This is a genomic window from Deltaproteobacteria bacterium GWC2_65_14 (assembly GCA_001797615.1).
Classification (GTDB): Bacteria; Desulfobacterota; Deferrimicrobia; order Deferrimicrobiales; family Deferrimicrobiaceae; genus GWC2-65-14.
The window spans coordinates 1-15,200 of the sequence record MGPV01000051.1; the positions used below are offsets into that span (position 1 = coordinate 1).

Annotated in this window: 15 protein-coding genes and 1 pseudogene; 2 read left to right on the forward strand and 14 right to left on the reverse strand. The window is 65.7% G+C overall.

Annotated features, from left to right (window positions below):
- The 13 genes and pseudogenes from A2X88_05625 to A2X88_05685 form a co-directional block, all read right to left on the reverse strand.
- Window positions 1-556: pseudogene (locus A2X88_05625) on the reverse strand (aspartate kinase).
- A gap of 7 nt (window positions 557-563) precedes the next feature.
- The gene (locus tag A2X88_05630; protein OGP33503.1) at window positions 564-1,046 is read right to left on the reverse strand and encodes a tRNA (adenosine(37)-N6)-threonylcarbamoyltransferase complex ATPase subunit type 1 TsaE; all 483 of its coding nucleotides are present in this window, start codon (window positions 1,044-1,046) and stop codon (window positions 564-566) included.
- Window positions 1,047-1,086: 40 nt separating this feature from the next.
- Window positions 1,087-2,667 (reverse strand): hypothetical protein, encoded by a 1,581-nt coding sequence (locus A2X88_05635; protein OGP33491.1) that lies wholly within the window; start codon window positions 2,665-2,667, stop codon window positions 1,087-1,089.
- The gene (locus tag A2X88_05640; protein OGP33492.1) at window positions 2,668-3,057 is read right to left on the reverse strand and encodes a holo-[acyl-carrier-protein] synthase; all 390 of its coding nucleotides are present in this window, start codon (window positions 3,055-3,057) and stop codon (window positions 2,668-2,670) included.
- Complete coding sequence (locus A2X88_05645) at window positions 3,054-3,788, reverse strand: pyridoxine 5'-phosphate synthase (protein OGP33493.1); 735 nt, start codon at window positions 3,786-3,788, stop codon at window positions 3,054-3,056. The genes A2X88_05640 and A2X88_05645 overlap by 4 nt, the downstream gene beginning before the upstream one ends.
- Window positions 3,789-3,899: 111 nt before the next feature.
- Window positions 3,900-5,195 (reverse strand): phosphoglucosamine mutase, encoded by a 1,296-nt coding sequence (locus tag A2X88_05650; GenBank protein OGP33504.1) that lies wholly within the window; start codon window positions 5,193-5,195, stop codon window positions 3,900-3,902.
- Between the two features lie 66 nt (window positions 5,196-5,261).
- Window positions 5,262-5,915, reverse strand: a complete 654-nt coding sequence (locus tag A2X88_05655; protein OGP33494.1) for a hypothetical protein — start codon at window positions 5,913-5,915, stop codon at window positions 5,262-5,264.
- 27 nt (window positions 5,916-5,942) lie between these two features.
- Window positions 5,943-6,692, reverse strand: a complete 750-nt coding sequence (locus A2X88_05660) for a TIGR00159 family protein (protein ID OGP33495.1) — start codon at window positions 6,690-6,692, stop codon at window positions 5,943-5,945.
- Window positions 6,692-7,501, reverse strand: coding sequence for a dihydropteroate synthase (locus A2X88_05665; GenBank protein ID OGP33505.1), 810 nt, complete (start codon window positions 7,499-7,501; stop codon window positions 6,692-6,694). Before A2X88_05665 ends, A2X88_05660 begins: the two co-directional genes overlap by 1 nt.
- A 367-nt stretch (window positions 7,502-7,868) precedes the next feature.
- Window positions 7,869-9,725: a cell division protein FtsH gene (locus tag A2X88_05670; protein OGP33496.1), complete on the reverse strand. Its 1,857-nt coding sequence runs from the start codon at window positions 9,723-9,725 to the stop codon at window positions 7,869-7,871.
- A 147-nt stretch (window positions 9,726-9,872) separates the two neighbouring features.
- On the reverse strand, window positions 9,873-10,184 hold the full coding sequence (locus A2X88_05675) for a hypothetical protein (GenBank protein OGP33497.1): 312 nt from the start codon (window positions 10,182-10,184) through the stop codon (window positions 9,873-9,875).
- Window positions 10,171-10,449 carry a hypothetical protein gene (locus A2X88_05680; GenBank protein OGP33498.1) on the reverse strand — a complete coding sequence of 93 codons (279 nt, stop codon included), beginning with the start codon at window positions 10,447-10,449 and terminating at the stop codon, window positions 10,171-10,173. The genes A2X88_05675 and A2X88_05680 overlap by 14 nt, the downstream gene beginning before the upstream one ends.
- A 47-nt stretch (window positions 10,450-10,496) precedes the next feature.
- A complete protein-coding gene (locus A2X88_05685; GenBank protein OGP33499.1) occupies window positions 10,497-11,951 on the reverse strand; it encodes a tRNA lysidine(34) synthetase TilS in 1,455 nt (484 codons plus the stop codon).
- Window positions 11,952-12,097: 146 nt separating this feature from the next.
- Between A2X88_05685 and A2X88_05690 the strand changes: the two genes are divergently transcribed.
- Window positions 12,098-12,337: a hypothetical protein gene (locus A2X88_05690; GenBank protein ID OGP33500.1), complete on the forward strand. Its 240-nt coding sequence runs from the start codon at window positions 12,098-12,100 to the stop codon at window positions 12,335-12,337.
- A 6-nt stretch (window positions 12,338-12,343) separates the two neighbouring features.
- Window positions 12,344-12,775 carry a hypothetical protein gene (locus A2X88_05695; GenBank protein OGP33501.1) on the forward strand — a complete coding sequence of 144 codons (432 nt, stop codon included), beginning with the start codon at window positions 12,344-12,346 and terminating at the stop codon, window positions 12,773-12,775.
- Window positions 12,776-12,835: 60 nt separating this feature from the next.
- Here A2X88_05695 and A2X88_05700 read toward each other — a convergent pair whose 3' ends face one another.
- Entirely contained in the window at window positions 12,836-15,154 is a 2,319-nt protein-coding gene (locus A2X88_05700) for a hypothetical protein (GenBank protein ID OGP33502.1), read from the reverse strand.
- Window positions 15,155-15,200: the final 46 nt, after the last annotated feature.

Consider the following 15,200-nt stretch of genomic DNA (forward strand, 5'->3'; position numbering starts at 1 on the left):
AGATGTTCGGATCGGTGGTGTAGACCACGTCCACGTCGGTGTAGATCTCGCAGACGTCCGCCGAAAGCGCCGCCGCCACCGCGACGGCGCTGGTGTCCGACCCGCCCCGCCCCAGCGTCGTGATCGCACCGGTCTCGTCGATCCCCTGGAACCCGGCGACGACCGCGATCTCGCCGTTTCGCAGCGCCGCGGTGATCGTCTCCCCCCGGATCTCCAGGATGCGCGCCTTCACGTAGGCCGAGTCGGTCATCACCGGGATCTGGAAGCCGCAGAAGGAGCGCGCCTTGTAGCCCATCTCGGTGAGGGCGATCGCCAGCAGCCCGATCGTGACCTGCTCGCCGGTCGAGGCGACGACGTCGAGCTCCCGCTCGTTCGGAATCTCCGCGAGCTGACCGGCCAGCCCGAGCAGGCGGTTCGTCTCCCCCGCCATGGCGGACACCACCACGACGACGTCGTTCCCCTGGTCCTTCGTCCGGGCGACCCGTTTCGCCACGTTCCGGATCTTCTCGATGGTGCCGACCGAGGTGCCTCCGTACTTCTGGACGATGAGCGCCATGCCGGGCCTAACCTCCCAGGACAAAGGGTTCGATGCGGGACAGGAAGGAGCGGATCCGCGGGGATTCCCCCGCCTCCACCGTGATCCGGCGCCACTCCTCCCGTTCGTCCGAAACAAGCAATGTAACGCGTATGCTTCCGGTTGGCAACAGGGTTTCGATCCTCTCGGCCCACTCCACCGCGCAGGCTCCCTCCCCCCCGAACGTCTCCTCCAGCCCGATCTCCTCCGCCTCCCGCTCGGAAGCGAGCCGGTAGACGTCCACGTGCCGGAACGGCATCCTGCCTCCCGGATGCTCCGTCACGATCGTGAAGCTGGGGCTTGTGATCCGCGCGGCGGGGATGCCGAGCGCCTCCCCGATCCCCTTGCAGAAGACGGTCTTCCCGGCGCCCAGGTCGCCCGTGAGCGCCACGACGTCTCCCGGCCCCAGCAAAGATCCGAGCGCCCCGGCGATCTCGAGGGTGTCGGATTCCGAACGGGATTGCAGTTCGATCTTCATGAGGGTCCGGGAAACCGTCCGGAGGGACGGGGCGTCACTCCTCCTCCACCGGCTCCCCCAGCGTTCTCTGGAGTCCCTCGCGGATGTTCTCGATGACGTCGGTCGCGGAGAGCGGGGACATCGGGAACCGCCTCACGAGGATGTCGGCGGACATGCCGTGGAGAAAGACCCCCGCGCAGGAGGCGTCGGTCGGGGAAAGCCCCTGGGAGGCGAGCGCCGCGACGATCCCGGAGAGGGCGTCCCCCATCCCTCCCGAAGCCATGTAAGGATTCCCGGTGGTGTTGATGAAGATGTCCCCCTTCGGGGTGGCGATCACGGTCCTGGCCCCTTTCAGGATCACCGTGACTCCCTCCTCCTCCGCGAAGTGGAGCGCCGACCCGATCCGGGAGGCCTCGATCGCCTCGATCGACTCCCCGGTCAGACGCGACATCTCCCCCGGATGCGGGGTGACGATGCAGGGGGCCTTCAGGGAGCGCAGCACCTTAAGCTGTCCCGCGAGGGCGTTGAGCCCGTCCGCGTCGATCAGGAAGGGGACGGGGATCTGCGGGATCAGCGCGGCGACGAATTCCGCCGCCCCCTCGTAGGACCCGAGCCCGGGGCCGATCACCACGAAGTCGGCCCGGGAGATCCCCCGGAGAAGATCCGGGACCGTCTCCGCCCGGAAGGTCCCGGTTCCCCCGTCGGGGATCCCCATGGACATCACTTCGAGCAGCTTCGACTCCACCACGAAGCGCAGCGACTCGGGGACGACCACCGTGATCAGCCCCGCACCCATCCGCATCGCCGCCTGCCCCGCCAGGCAGGGGGCGCCGGTCATCCCGGGGGATCCTCCGATGATGAAGACCCTTCCCGCGTCCCCCTTGTGGAAGTCGGGGGGACGGATGGAGAACATGCTCTTGACCACCCGCTCCTCGAGCACCTCGGTCTTGATGTCGGCGTCGAAGATCGCCTTGGAGGGGATCCCGATGTCGTACACGTCGGTTTCGCCGCAGTGGATCGAGCCCGGAAGAAGGACCTGGCCGAGCTTCAGCAATCCGAAGGTCCCGGTGTAGTCGGCCCGGATCGCCTCCCCGAGGATCCTCCCCGAGGTCGCGTCGATTCCGCTGGGGATGTCGACGGCGAACACCGTCGCCATGGAAAGGTTGATCGTCTCGACCACCTCCCGGACGATCCCCTCGAGGGGGGAGGAAAGCCCCGTCCCGAGGATGGCGTCCACGCAGAGGTGCACCTCCTCGAGGAAGTGGCGCAGATCCTCCACCCCCTCCAGGTCGCGGATGATCCTGCGCTCCACGTCGAGCTTCTGGAGGATCTCGAACTGCGTCCGGGCGTCCGGGGAGAGCTGATCCTCTTCGGAGAGGAGGAACAGCTCGACGTAAACCCCGCGGTTCTGGAGGTGGCGGGCGACCACCATCCCGTCTCCGCCGTTGTTTCCCCGCCCGCACACGACCGCGACCGAGGCCTCCTCCGGGATGGGCACCTTCTCATGCAGGATCCGCAGGATCCGCTCCGCGCAGGAGCGGCCGGCGTTCTCCATCAGGACGAGCGAGGGGATCCCGTACTGCTCGATGGCCATCCTGTCCAGTTCGGCCATTTGGCGTCCCGTAACGACCTTCATCTACCCGTTCCTTTCCCTCTCGATGATCACGAAGGCCATCGCCTTTCCGCCGTCGTGGCTGATGCTGACATGTATTATATTTCCTTTTATAATATTCAAGTACTTACCCGCATTTCCATAAAGTCTTACTTCGGGTTTTCCGAGCGCCCCCCGGATCGTTTCCACGTCTCGCCAGAGGATCCCCTGGGATTTTCCCGTGCCGAAGGCCTTCATCACCGCCTCCTTCACGGCGAACCTTCCGGCCAGCCGCTCCGCCTGCCGTACGCTCTTCCTGGCATACTCCGCCTCGGCGTCGGTGAACACCCGGCGCAGGAACCGGTCGCCGTACCGCGCGAGGAGCGCCCCCACGCGGTCGACCTCCACGACGTCGACCCCGATCCCGGCGATCATCGGTCCGTACCGGCGGCGTGGATCCGGTCCGCCATCTCCCGGACCGCCGGCCCCAGCCCCACGAAGACCGCGCGCGAGATAATGCTGTGCCCGATGTTGAACTCCTCGATCGCGGGGATCGACAGCACCGGCACGATGTTTCGCAGGTCGAGGCCGTGCCCGGCGAAGACCTTCAGGCCGACGTTGCTGGCCTGGGCGGCGGCGGTGCGGATCTTCCCCAGCTCCTCCTCGTAGCGCCCGGTGCGGAAGGCCTCGCAGAAGCTTCCCGTGTGGATCTCCACGGCGTCCGCGCCCGCCTGTTTCGACGCACGGACCTGCGCCAGGTCGGGGTCGATGAAGAGGCTCACGAGGATCCCCGCCTCCCGGAGCCGGGAGACCGCCCCGTGGAGCGCCTCCCGCTGTCCGAGGACGTCCAGCCCCCCCTCCGTGGTGACCTCCTCCCGCTTCTCCGGAACCAGCGTCGCGGAAAAGGGGGCAAGCCTTGCGGCGATCCCGAGCATCTCTTCCGTGGCCGCCATCTCGAGGTTGATCCGCGTCCGGACCACCTCCTTGAGGATCGCCAGGTCCCGGTCCTGGATGTGACGGCGGTCCTCCCGGAGGTGGATCGTGATCCCGTCCGCCCCGTGGAGCTCCGCGATCACCGCCGCCGCCGCCGGATCCGGCTCGCGGCCGCGCCTGGCCTGCCGGAGCGTGGCGACATGATCGATATTGACTCCCAGCCTTTTCCTCATCCCTCAGAACGGGGACGTTCCTTAGAACTCGTCATCCTCGTTGTGGAACAACCTCTTTCCGCAACAACAGGTCTCAACTTCTTAGGAACGTCCCTGTTCTTATCTCCTTGGTTATTGGATTTCGGCGCGGGCCTGGTCGGCCAGCGCGCTCACGATCCGCTCGGTCTCCTCCTGGTCCTCCCCCTCTACCATGATCCGCAGCAGCGGCTCGGTGCCGCTGTACCGGACCACGATTCTCCCCCGCCTCCCCAGCTTCTTCTCGAACTCCGAAACCGCCTTCCGGAATCCGGGAAGCGACTCGAGCGGGACCCGGCGCTTGAGCCGGAGGTTCATCAGCAGCTGCGGGAAGGCGACCATCGTCTTCGCCAGCTCCGGGATCCCCTTCCCCGACTCGACCATCACCGCCAGAAGTTGCAGCGCGCCCAGCACGCCGTCGCCGGTGGTCGCATGGTCCAGGAAGATCAGGTGGCCCGACTGCTCCCCGCCGAAGTTGTACCCCCCGGCCCGCATCGCCTCGACGACGTACCGGTCGCCCACCGGGGCCCGGAGAAGCCGGATCTTTTTGCTTTTCAGGTAGAGCTCCAGGCCGATGTTGCTCATCACGGTGGCGACCACGGTGTTCTTCTTCAGCGTCTTCCTCCGGGCCATCTCGGTGGCGCAGATCGCCATGATGCGGTCGCCGTCCACCACATCCCCGTTCCGGTCGACGACGATCACCCGGTCGGCGTCCCCGTCCAGCGAGATCCCGATGTCGGCCCCGGTCTCCTTCACCTTCGCCGAGACCAGCTCCGGGAAGAGGGAGCCGCACCGGTCGTTGATGTTCAGCCCGTTGGGTTGGACCCCCAGAGCGATCACCTCCGCCCCCAGCTCCTGGAAGACCTGGGGCGCGATCTTGTAGGCCGCGCCGTGGGCGCAGTCGATCACGATCTTCAGCCCCTCGAGCGACAGGTGCGCCGGGAAGGTGTTCTTGAGATACACGATGTAGCGCCCGGTGGCGTCGTCGATCCGGAAGGCCCTGCCGATCTGCGGGGAGGGGGGACGCGCCTCCTTCAGCTGCTCCCCCCACATCAGCATCTCGATCCTTTCTTCCACCCGGTCGGGGAGCTTGAAGCCGTCCCTCCCGAAGAACTTGATCCCGTTGTCCTGGTAGGGGTTGTGGGAGGCGGAGATGACCACCCCGGCGTCGGCCCGCATCGAGTGGGTGAGAAAGGCGATCCCCGGGGTGGGGAGCGGCCCCACGAGAAGCACGTCCCCCCCCATCGAGCAGATCCCGGCGGAGAGCGCCGTCTCGAACATGTATCCGGAAAGCCGCGTGTCCTTCCCGATGACGATCTTGTGCCGACCGGAATTGCCCCGGAAATTGTAGGCGATCGCCTGGCCGAGCGCCATCGCGGTCTCCACCGTCATCGGATCGGTGTTCGCCACCCCCCGGACCCCGTCGGTTCCGAACAGCCTCCTGCGCACGCCCCCCTCCTACTCCCGGAATCGGACCGTGACCTGAACGTCCGAATTGCCGATGATTTTAGCATGCTCCACCGGCAAGTCCACCCGTGCCCTGGCGGTGAAGGTCCCCTTCGCGACATCGGGGACCACCTCCTCGGTGGAGAGCGCCCGGATCCGGGAGAGGTCGCCCGGGAGGGCCTCCACCTCCACGGCAGGGGGGACGACCGACGTCTGCGCGATCCTCCTGCGGATCTTGTCCGGCCCCCCGATCCGCGCGATCACCGGAAGGGATTTCCGCTCCAGACTGTCCAGGGCGATATCGATCTGGTGGGGATAGATTCCTTGTACACGGACGCCGATCGGGAGGGTGAAGGAACGTTCGGAGAGGCGGACGACATCCTTCCCCGGCTTCGCCCCGGAGAGGTCGATCGTCGCGGCCAGGTCCTTCTGCCGGATCGATCCGATCAGGGAGGAGGGTCCCGCCAGGCGGACCTCCACCTGCCGCTCCACCTTGTTCGTGATCGCCATCCGCTCGGGAAGGTTCCGGATCTCCAGCGGCACGACGAACCCGACCTGGATGTGGCTCTCGGCGGCGACGAACCACCAGAGGCCCGCGGCCACCGCGAACGCCAGCAGCTTGAGCCCCAGGTTCTTCCGGACGAGCCCTTCGAGAAAACGCATCATTCGCAGGCGGTCGGGCATCCCTCTCCCCTACTTCCGGAACCTGTCCCGGAGCGTCTCCAGCAGTTCCCCCATGTTCTCGACCGGCTGGACCTTCCGGTCGTAGAAGACGGTGACGTTCCCGGTCCGCTCCGAGACGACGACCGCCACGGCGTCGGTTTCCACGGCGACTCCCCAGGCGGCCCTGTGTCGGGTCCCCATGCTCCGGGTCCAGGAGGTCTCGGCCGGGATCGGTAGGATGATCCCGGCGGCGGCGATCCGCTCCTCGCGGATCACGATCGCCCCGTCGTGAACCGGCGAGGCGGGGGAAAGCAGCGCGACGAGCAGCTCGTAGGAGAAGACCGCGTCGATCTTCTTCCCGTGCTCGAGGTATTCGGAAAGCCCCGTATCCCGTTCGAGGAGGAAGATCGTCCCGATGCGCGCGTCGGAAAGGCGGTAGGCCGTCCTGGCCAGCTCCTCCAGGAAATCGCTCCCCTCTCCCAACGTCGTCCGCCCGAAGAGGCGGGCCTGCCCGATCTTCGCGAGCCCCCGCCGGATCTCCCCCTGGAAGATGATCACCAGGATCACGATGATCCCTCCGAGGAAGTTCCCGACGACCCACTGGAAGGTGACCATCCCGATCTTGCGGGAGAGCAGATACATCCCCGACACGAGGAAGAGCCCCAGCAGGATCTGCACCGCCCGGGTGCCCCGCAGCAGCAGGAAGACCCAGTAGACGAGGATGGCGACGAGCAGGATGTCGAGGAAGTCGACGATGCCGATGGAGGGAAACGACCCCATCATCCCTGCCCCGCGATCGCCGCGGCCACCCGCACCACGTCGCGCATCTCCGGCACGTCGTGGACCCGGACGACGTGGGCGCCGCCGGCAACGGCCAAGGCTACGGCCGCCGCGGTACCGGAGAGCCTCTCGTCCGCGTCTTTCCCGGTGATCGCCCCGAGGAACGCCTTCCGCGACGGACCGAACAGGATGGGAAGTCCCAGGTTCCGCAGCTCCGGCAGGTGGCGGTGGAGGGCCAGGTTGTCCGTAAGCCGCTTCCCGAACCCGACCCCCGGGTCCACCAGGATCCGGTCGCGCGGGATCCCGGCCGCTGCGGCATGCTCGACGCGCTCCTCCAGTTCGGCCAACAGTTCGTCGAAGAGAAACCGGTAGGAGGGAGCTTCCTGCATCGTCGCCGGAGTCCCCCGCCTGTGCATCAGGACCACCGCGCAGCCGGTTTCCCGGACAACCGTTGCCATCTCCGGGTCGTCCGCCAGCGCGCTGGTGTCGTTGATGATATGAGCCCCCGCCTCCGCCGCCTCGCGGGCCACCGCCGCTTTGGTGGTGTCCACGGAGAGCAGCGCGTCGGTCTTCCCGGCCAGCTCGCGGATCACCGGGATCACACGGTCACGCTCGACTTCCAGGGGGACGCCTTTCGACCCCGGGCGGGTCGACTCCCCTCCCACGTCGAGAATGTCGGCCCCCTCCTGAGCCATTTGCAGCCCCCTTAGGACCGCCGACTCCCGGGTGGCGAACTTCCCCCCGTCGGAGAAGGAGTCGGGGGTGACGTTCAGCACCCCCATGATCCGGGGGACGCCGGACAGCCGCAGGGAACGGTCCCGGAAGGAGAGGGTGAACTCCCGTGTCGCGTACCGTGCAAGCGCTTCCCGCACCGCGCGCAGCGCAGCTTCCGCCCCCGGGAAATCGTTCCCCCATCCGCCCACCCGTTCCTGTGGGGATACGGAAAAACAGAGTCCCTGTTCCCCGCGGGCGAAAGGGATGCCCGCATGCGAGAGGATTCCGGGGATCGTGGAGGAACCGGGGTACTGCTCCGGCACGAAAAGGAGAAGGCCCCGGAAGTTTTGCAGGATGGGGTTGGCGCCATCCGGGGAAACCCCCATCTCCCGGAGGCGATGTCCCGCGTCTTCCGGGTCGACGGAATGCACCACCCGGACCATCGTCCTTGCCTTTCCTGCTTCAGGCCGGGGAACCGGCTTCCGCTTCCGGCGGCTCCTGCCCGGGAGCGACCGCCAGCTCCTCGATGATCTTCTTGATCTCGTGGCCGTCGACGACCTCCTTCTCGAGGAGGGTCTTCGCGACGCGGTGGAGCACGTGGATGTTCGTCCGGAGAAGATCCCGCGCCCGCTCGTAGCAGGCGCCCACGATGCCGCGGACCTCCCGGTCGATGTCCCGCGCGGTCTCTTCGCTGTAATCCTGCTGGCGCGCCATGTCCCTTCCCAGGAAGACCAGTTCCTGCTTCTGCCCGAAGGTCACCGGCCCCAGCTTCTCGCTCATCCCCCACTCGCAGACCATCTTCCGGACGATGAAGGTCGCCCGCTCGATGTCGTTCCCGGCGCCGGTGGTCAGCTCGCCGCGGACCAGCTCTTCCGAGACCCGGCCGCCCATGAGGATCGTCACGGTGGCCAGGAGGTACTCCTTGGAGTAGGTGTGCCGCTCGTCGATCGGCAGCTGCTGCGTCACCCCGAGCGCCATCCCCCGGGGGATGATGCTCACCTTGTGGATCGGGTCGGCGCCGGGGGTCAGCGACGCCACGATCGCGTGCCCCGCCTCGTGGTAGGCGGTGGAGGTCTTCTCCTCCTCGCTGATGATCATCGAGCGCCGCTCGCGTCCCATCATCACCTTGTCCTTGGCCATCTCGAAGCAGTCCATCGTGACCTTGGAGAACCCCACGCTCGCCGCGTGGAGGGCCGCCTCGTTGCACAGGTTCGCCAGGTCGGCCCCGGTGAAGCCGGGGGTCCCCTTCGCCAGGATCTCGAGCTTGACATCCTCGTCCAGCGGGATCTTCTTCGTGTGGACCGCCAGGATCTGCTCCCGTCCCTTGGCGTCGGGCTTGGGGACCACGACCTGCCGGTCGAAGCGGCCGGGGCGCAGGAGCGCCGGGTCCAGGACGTCGGGCCGGTTCGTCGCCGCGACCAGGATCAGCCCCTCGTTCGCCTCGAACCCGTCCAACTCGACCAGCAGCTGGTTCAGCGTCTGCTCCCGCTCGTCGTGCCCGCCGCCCAGCCCCGCCCCCCGGTGCCGGCCCACCGCGTCGATCTCGTCGATGAAGATGATGCAGGGGGCAGATTTCTTTCCCTGGATGAAGAGGTCGCGGACGCGCGCGGCTCCGACCCCGACGAACATCTCCACGAAGTCCGACCCGCTGATCGAGAAGAAGGGAACCCCCGCCTCCCCGGCGATCGCCCGGGCGAGGAGCGTCTTCCCGGTCCCGGGAGCCCCCACCAGCAGCACCCCCTTCGGGATCCTCCCCCCCAGCCGGGTGAACTTCTTCGGGTCGCGCAGGAAGGCGATGATCTCCTGGAGCTCCTCCTTGGCCTCCTCGATCCCGGCCACGTCCGAGAAGGTGACCTTATGGCCGGTCGTCTCGGTGATCAGCTTCGCCCGGCTCTTGCCGAACGACATCGCCTTTCCGCCCCCCGCCTGCATCTGCCGCATGAAGAAGATCCAGACCCCGATCAGCAGCAGCATCGGCAGCCAGGAGACGAGCAGCGTCATGTACCAGGGGTTATCATCCAGCGGCTTGGCCGTGATCTTGACGTCCTTGGCGCGAAGGGTCTTCACGAGATCCGGGTCGTCGGGCGCGTAGGTATGGAAGACCTTCTTCTCCTTCCCGGCGTTGTCCGCATACTTCCCGGTGATCTCCTGCCCCTTGATGGTGACTTCCCTCACCGTTCCCGAATCCACCGCCGAAACGAACTCGGAGAAGGAGATCTCCTCGTGGTCCACCTTCTGACTCCGGTAGGTGTTGAAGAAGAAGACCATCGCCAGAACGATGAGCATCCAGAGGGCGAGATTCTTGTAGAACTGGTTCAAGGTGTCGGCTCTCCTGTCGGCAATGGTTTGACGATCCTCCGTCGGACGGCCGGACCGGCCCGCCGGTTCTCCGTTTTCATCTTAACACACGGAGATATTCCGTCTATTGGGAGATGGATCCTGCCAAGATGGCTTGCCGCGACCACCCTATTCCCGGTGTTCGTCCAGCTCGAGCAACCTGGCGGAGTGTACGACGCGCATGACGATGACCGCCTTCCCCTTGATCCTGAATACAATTCGATGGTTTCTAAACACCAAGTGACGATAATCCTCGCCGACTGCCGAAAACTCCGGGATCCGGGGCGCCCTAGCCGGGAATTTTTCCAGGAATGCGATTCGGTCGAGTATTTCTCGGAGCCATTTGTCGGCCGCTGCGGTGTTGTCCCGGCAGATGTACTTAACGCTTTCGTCGATATCCCGCTCCGCGGCAGACGTTATGGAAACCTTATACGCCGGCACGCCGCCGGATATCCTTTATGGCTTCCCTTGCCGGTCTGACTCTGCCGGCCCGGACGTCCGTTTCCGCTTCCGACAACAGTCTGGAGAGGTTGATCTCGGCGAGCCGCTTCTCGTAGACCGCTGCGTCCAGCAGAACGACGCCGGGTTTCCCCTTCACCGTGACCACCACCGGCCTCCCCGTTTCACGCAGGTGCCGAAAGATCTTCTTCGTGTCCCGCTTCAGCTCCGATACCGAGCGGATGTCCTCCGTCACGCTGATCGGCATACTGTAACCCTCCTTTTACGATGTCTTTCGTGATGTCATAAAAGATACTACCACGTGGATTCCGTAAAAGCAACATTCGCCGAATGGTTCCCTCCTTCCATCCTCAGCACGACCGTTCTCCCAGTGCTCGATGACACCGGAGCGTGGGCGGACCGAATGACGCCGGGGATCCAGAGGATCTGACCGGCGGCATCGCATACGACCGGCCTCCCCCATCGCTCCTCCCGGGGGACCTTCCGGTCGATGAGGATCTCCTTGACCTTCTTCTCCGCCTCCAGCCCGAACGGGCGGATCCGGTCGCCTGCGCGCAAGGGACGGATGGAAACCGGTGTGGCCAGAAGATTGCCGTCAAATGCTGCCGCCCTCTCCCCCCGGCAGAGGGTCCGTAATCGCGTCGGGGTCACTCGCACCTTCTCTTCGAAGACGATTCCAGGGAACAGGTCCAGGGTGCTTCCTGCAAAGCGCTTCCTCTTTCCCGTCTCCTTTCCCCCCTTTTTCGCTTCTCCCGATCGTGGAACCCGCAAGAGGGCTTCGTCGTAACGGCACTGGAGAATCGCGCCTTTCCCTACGTTCAGACGTGCCGAAGGACCCCCTTCCAGCACGAGGCGGTCCATCGACGCAAGAAGCCGTTCATTCGGGGAAAATCCTGCTTTTTCGAAGCAGAGGATCTGCAGGATCCGGATCCGGAGTTCCGAGGGAAGCTTTGCATACGTCTTCCGCCGGAAGACGAGGGCGGGCATTCCCCTGCTTCTCCCGGAGCCCGTTTTCCCATCCCTCGATTTTCCGCTCCCTTCTCCTTTTTCCCCTTTCCCCTCTTCCCTTCCTTTTTCTTCCCGGATATTCCTGGATGCCCACTTCCGCGCCGCTTCTTCCAGAAACCGGTCGATCTCCCGGAACCTCTCCCCGAGCGCGAAGATCCGCTTCTTGACCGACTTCCCGTACCGTTTCTCCAGAAGCGGAATGAGCACATGCCGGATCCAGTTCCGCTCAAACCGGGTGTCTACGTTGGATTTATCCACTCTGTAAGATATCTTGTGTTTCTTGAGATATTCAAGAATATCTTCCCGCCAGACATCCAGAATCGGCCGCTCGATCCCGTCCCTTGTCTTCCGGGGGATTCCTTTCAATCCACCGATTCCCGCCCCTTCAAACACCCGCATCAGGACCGTTTCCACCTGGTCGTCGGCGGTGTGGGCGACCAGGACCCTTTCCGAACCGGCATTCTGCCGTACAGTCTCCAGAAACCTGTACCTCGACTTCCTCATGCGTGCCTCGGACAAGGCCGCACCTGCCGAGACCCTCCCGGATACCACCCGGATCCCCAGTGTCTTTCCCAATTCCTCCACAAACCGTTGGTCCGCGTCGGAGTCGCGTCCGCGCGTGCGGTGATTCAGGTGAGCCGCAACGATGTCCACGCCCCTGGACTTCATCTTCAGGAGCAGGTACACGGAGTCCGGTCCTCCTGATACCGCGACAATCGCCTTCTTCTCGTATCGGTCCATCTCAGTCTAGTGTGTATCCCCTCGCGGCCGATTGGTCAATCCAGGCATCTTCCCGGCGATCCCCTGGCGGCAGTCCTTGACAACTCCTCGGCTGAACCCCATAATTCAGTAGGTAAGATTATTACATATTATGAGTAGGTGTAATAATGACCCCGCCGGCGAAAAAGCTGAACTTCATGATCCGGAAGGATCTCGCGGAGGAGTTGAACAACCTGGTTCCCCCCGGGGAGCGCAGCCGCGTGGTCAACGAGGCGCTGGCCAGGGAACTGCTGTCCATCAAGCGGCGGAAACTCACCGCAAAGCTGCATGCGCTGAGGGCCCGCGCCCCCCGCGTGTCCTCGAGAGATATCATCGCCTCCTTGAAAAAAGACCGCGAGAGAGGATGATTCCGATTGAACCGGATCGTTGTCCCGGACGCATCGGTCATCCTGAAATGGGCGCTCCCCCCGGGCGGGGAAAGGGACGGCGACCGGGCCACCGAGTTGCTTGACGCCTGGCTGGCGGACAAGATGGATTTCCTGCTTCCGCCCCTCTGGGTCTACGAGGTCGGCAACATCCTCGCGCTGAAGGCCCCGGAAATGGCGGAAGATCTCCTGACGATCCTGATCGGCTACGGTATCGATGAAGTCGCCCCGACTCCGCGGATCTGCGGCACCACCTTCCGCCTGATGGAAAAGTGCCGCACGACCTTCTACGATGCCGTCTACCACGCGGTCGCGTTGGAGCGAGGTGGACAGCTCGTAACGGCGGATGAGGCGTATTTCCGGAAAGCCGGAAAGGAGGGAGGCGTTCTCCAGCTTCGGGATTTCCGTAGCTCCCCGTAGTCGTCTTCCACTTCGCGTACGGAAACCTGCTCGACCAGCCGGATCGGCGGAATAGCCGCGTCATCCCAGGCGCCCCAGGCAGACGAGGGCGTAGTCCTGCGGCCCATGGGGCACGTTGGACCCGATGACCTCGACCTTCCAGCTTCCCGCCGCCGGGCTTAGGACCTGGACGACCTCGACGTTGTTTTTCGTGTCCGGGGTCAGCCCCGTTCCTGGCGGCTGGTTCCCCGCGTGGACCTTGCCGTCCGGGGCCGTGACGAGGAGGTTCAGGTTGTTGACCAGGGCCGGCCCGGGATAGTCGCTGTACGCGAGCACTACCCGGAACGGCCCCCCGCCCGGCAGGATCTTCACGTCGACCCCCGCCCCCTCCCCCGTCCGCAGGCCCGGCCTCACATCGGCGAAGGAGGCGGAAACCGGGGGCACCGGCGAGAGGACGTCGTCGAGGTTGACGCGTCCGTAGCCCTGGTGGATATCGAGGATCGCCTTCGGCGGGCCGTACCCCGGCAGCCGGACGGCCCCCGCGACAAGCGCCGCCTTCAGGAGGGCCGCCGACGGGTTCGCGATCTTTTTTTTCTTCCGGAGGTATTCCCGGACCAGCGCCACGGCTCCGGCGGTCAACGGGGTCGCCATGCTCGTCCCGCCCATGTGGAAGTAAAACGGGCTCGGCGGGAAGGCGGCCCAGGCCTTGTTGTTGGGGGCGATCATGGTGGACCGCGTCGAGAGAATGAAGGTCCCCGGGGCGACGACGTCCGGCTTGATACGGCCGTCCGCCGTGGGCCCCCGGCTGCTGAAGGCGGCGACCTGGCCGGGGTCGTCGGCCATGGGGTCGTCGCGGAAGGGCGCGGCGGGATAGTCCGCCGGCCAGAACTTCCCGTAGGTGGCGCCGTTGAACGACTGCCTGTCGTTCTCGCACGCCCCGACGGTGATGCAGTTTTTCGCGGTGCCCGGCGAGGTGACGCTCCGGGGGTTGATCCTGCCGTCCCCGTCCCGGTCGGTCCCGTCGTTCCCGGCGGCGACGAGGATGCAGAAGTCCCTGTGGTCCCAGACGAACCGGTCGAGCTGCTCGCATTGGCCGTCGTATTCGCCCGGCCGGCCGCCCCCCCACGAATTGGAGTGGATGCGGGCCCGCTTCCTGTAGGCGTCCAGGAACAGGGTCGCAAGGTCGAGCGGAAGCCCGGCCAGCATGTAGCGCCCGTACTGTCGATAAAAGGCGGGGTCCTTCCACTTCATCTCCTGCTCGACGGCCTGGAAAACGAGCCTGGCCCTGGGGGCGACGCCCCGGATCGGTCCGGTAAGGCCCGGCAGCCCGGCGCTCGACGTCCCGTCCCCGAGGGCGGAGCCGGCCACGTGCGTCCCGTGCCCGCTGTCGAGGTCCGCGGGGCCGTCGTCGCCCCCGGGGTTGACCACGTACCGGGACAGGTCGGCAGTGATCGGATAGCTCCTGATCCACGCCACCCGCTTCGCGAAGTCCTGGTGGACCCTCGCGGGATCCCCGGTGTCGAGGCCCGTGTCGGCGATCCCGATGACCTCTCCCCTCCCGCTCAGCCCCGGGCCGGATGCGGACAGGCACCGCGACGTCCCCATGATCCCCGCTGCAACGTCGTTGCTGGTGCGCTTTACGGCCCTCTCGCGGATCGACCGAACCCCGTGGACGGCGGCAAGCGCCTCGATCTTCTTCCTCACGGCCGCGGCGGTCCCGGCAACCTCCACGACCATGACCTTCCCGCCGGGGTCTTTCCCCAGCACCCGGAATCCGGCCTTCCGGACGCCGGCGACGGCGCGGGAGAGGTCGCCGGCCCCGAAGAATTCCACGAGGTAGGCGCCCGCCAGGACCCGCGTCCTGGGAAGATCCGACGACGCGTCGGTGGATTTGCGGCCCGCCCTGGCGAAGACCGAGGGTTCCACCCTTGCCTTGTGGGGGAGGTGGCCGACCCACCGGACGAACGGGAGCGCCGCGATGCGCGTAAGCGTCGCGTGGTCCGCCCGGACGACATACGCGAAGTCGGCGAAGGGAGCCCGCGGCTCTCCCCCCGCTTTCCGGACGGCCGCAATCCACGCGTCCTTGACGGGGCCGATGAACTGGACCAGGTGGTGGTGCCGCCCCGGGGCAAGCGGCTTGGTCCTCCTGTAGGCGGGGTGGGACCGAACCGTCCCCTTCGCATCGAGCCGGGGGATCGAGGTGTCGATCTCCCTCTCCCCCACGCGGAGCGTGTACTGGTCCGTGATGTCCTCGACCAGGTATTGCCGGCGAAGCGCATCGAGCTCGCCGGAAGGGATTTCGGCCAGGAGAAACGCGTCGTACGCCTCGATCACCCGGTACCGGTGCTCAAGCGCTTCCCGTTCCGCCCCGCGGCAGAAAATCTTCACCGTCCGGTTCATTGGGTTCCCTCGAAAAAACCCTTTTCGATAATGCGTTGTCAGCGTA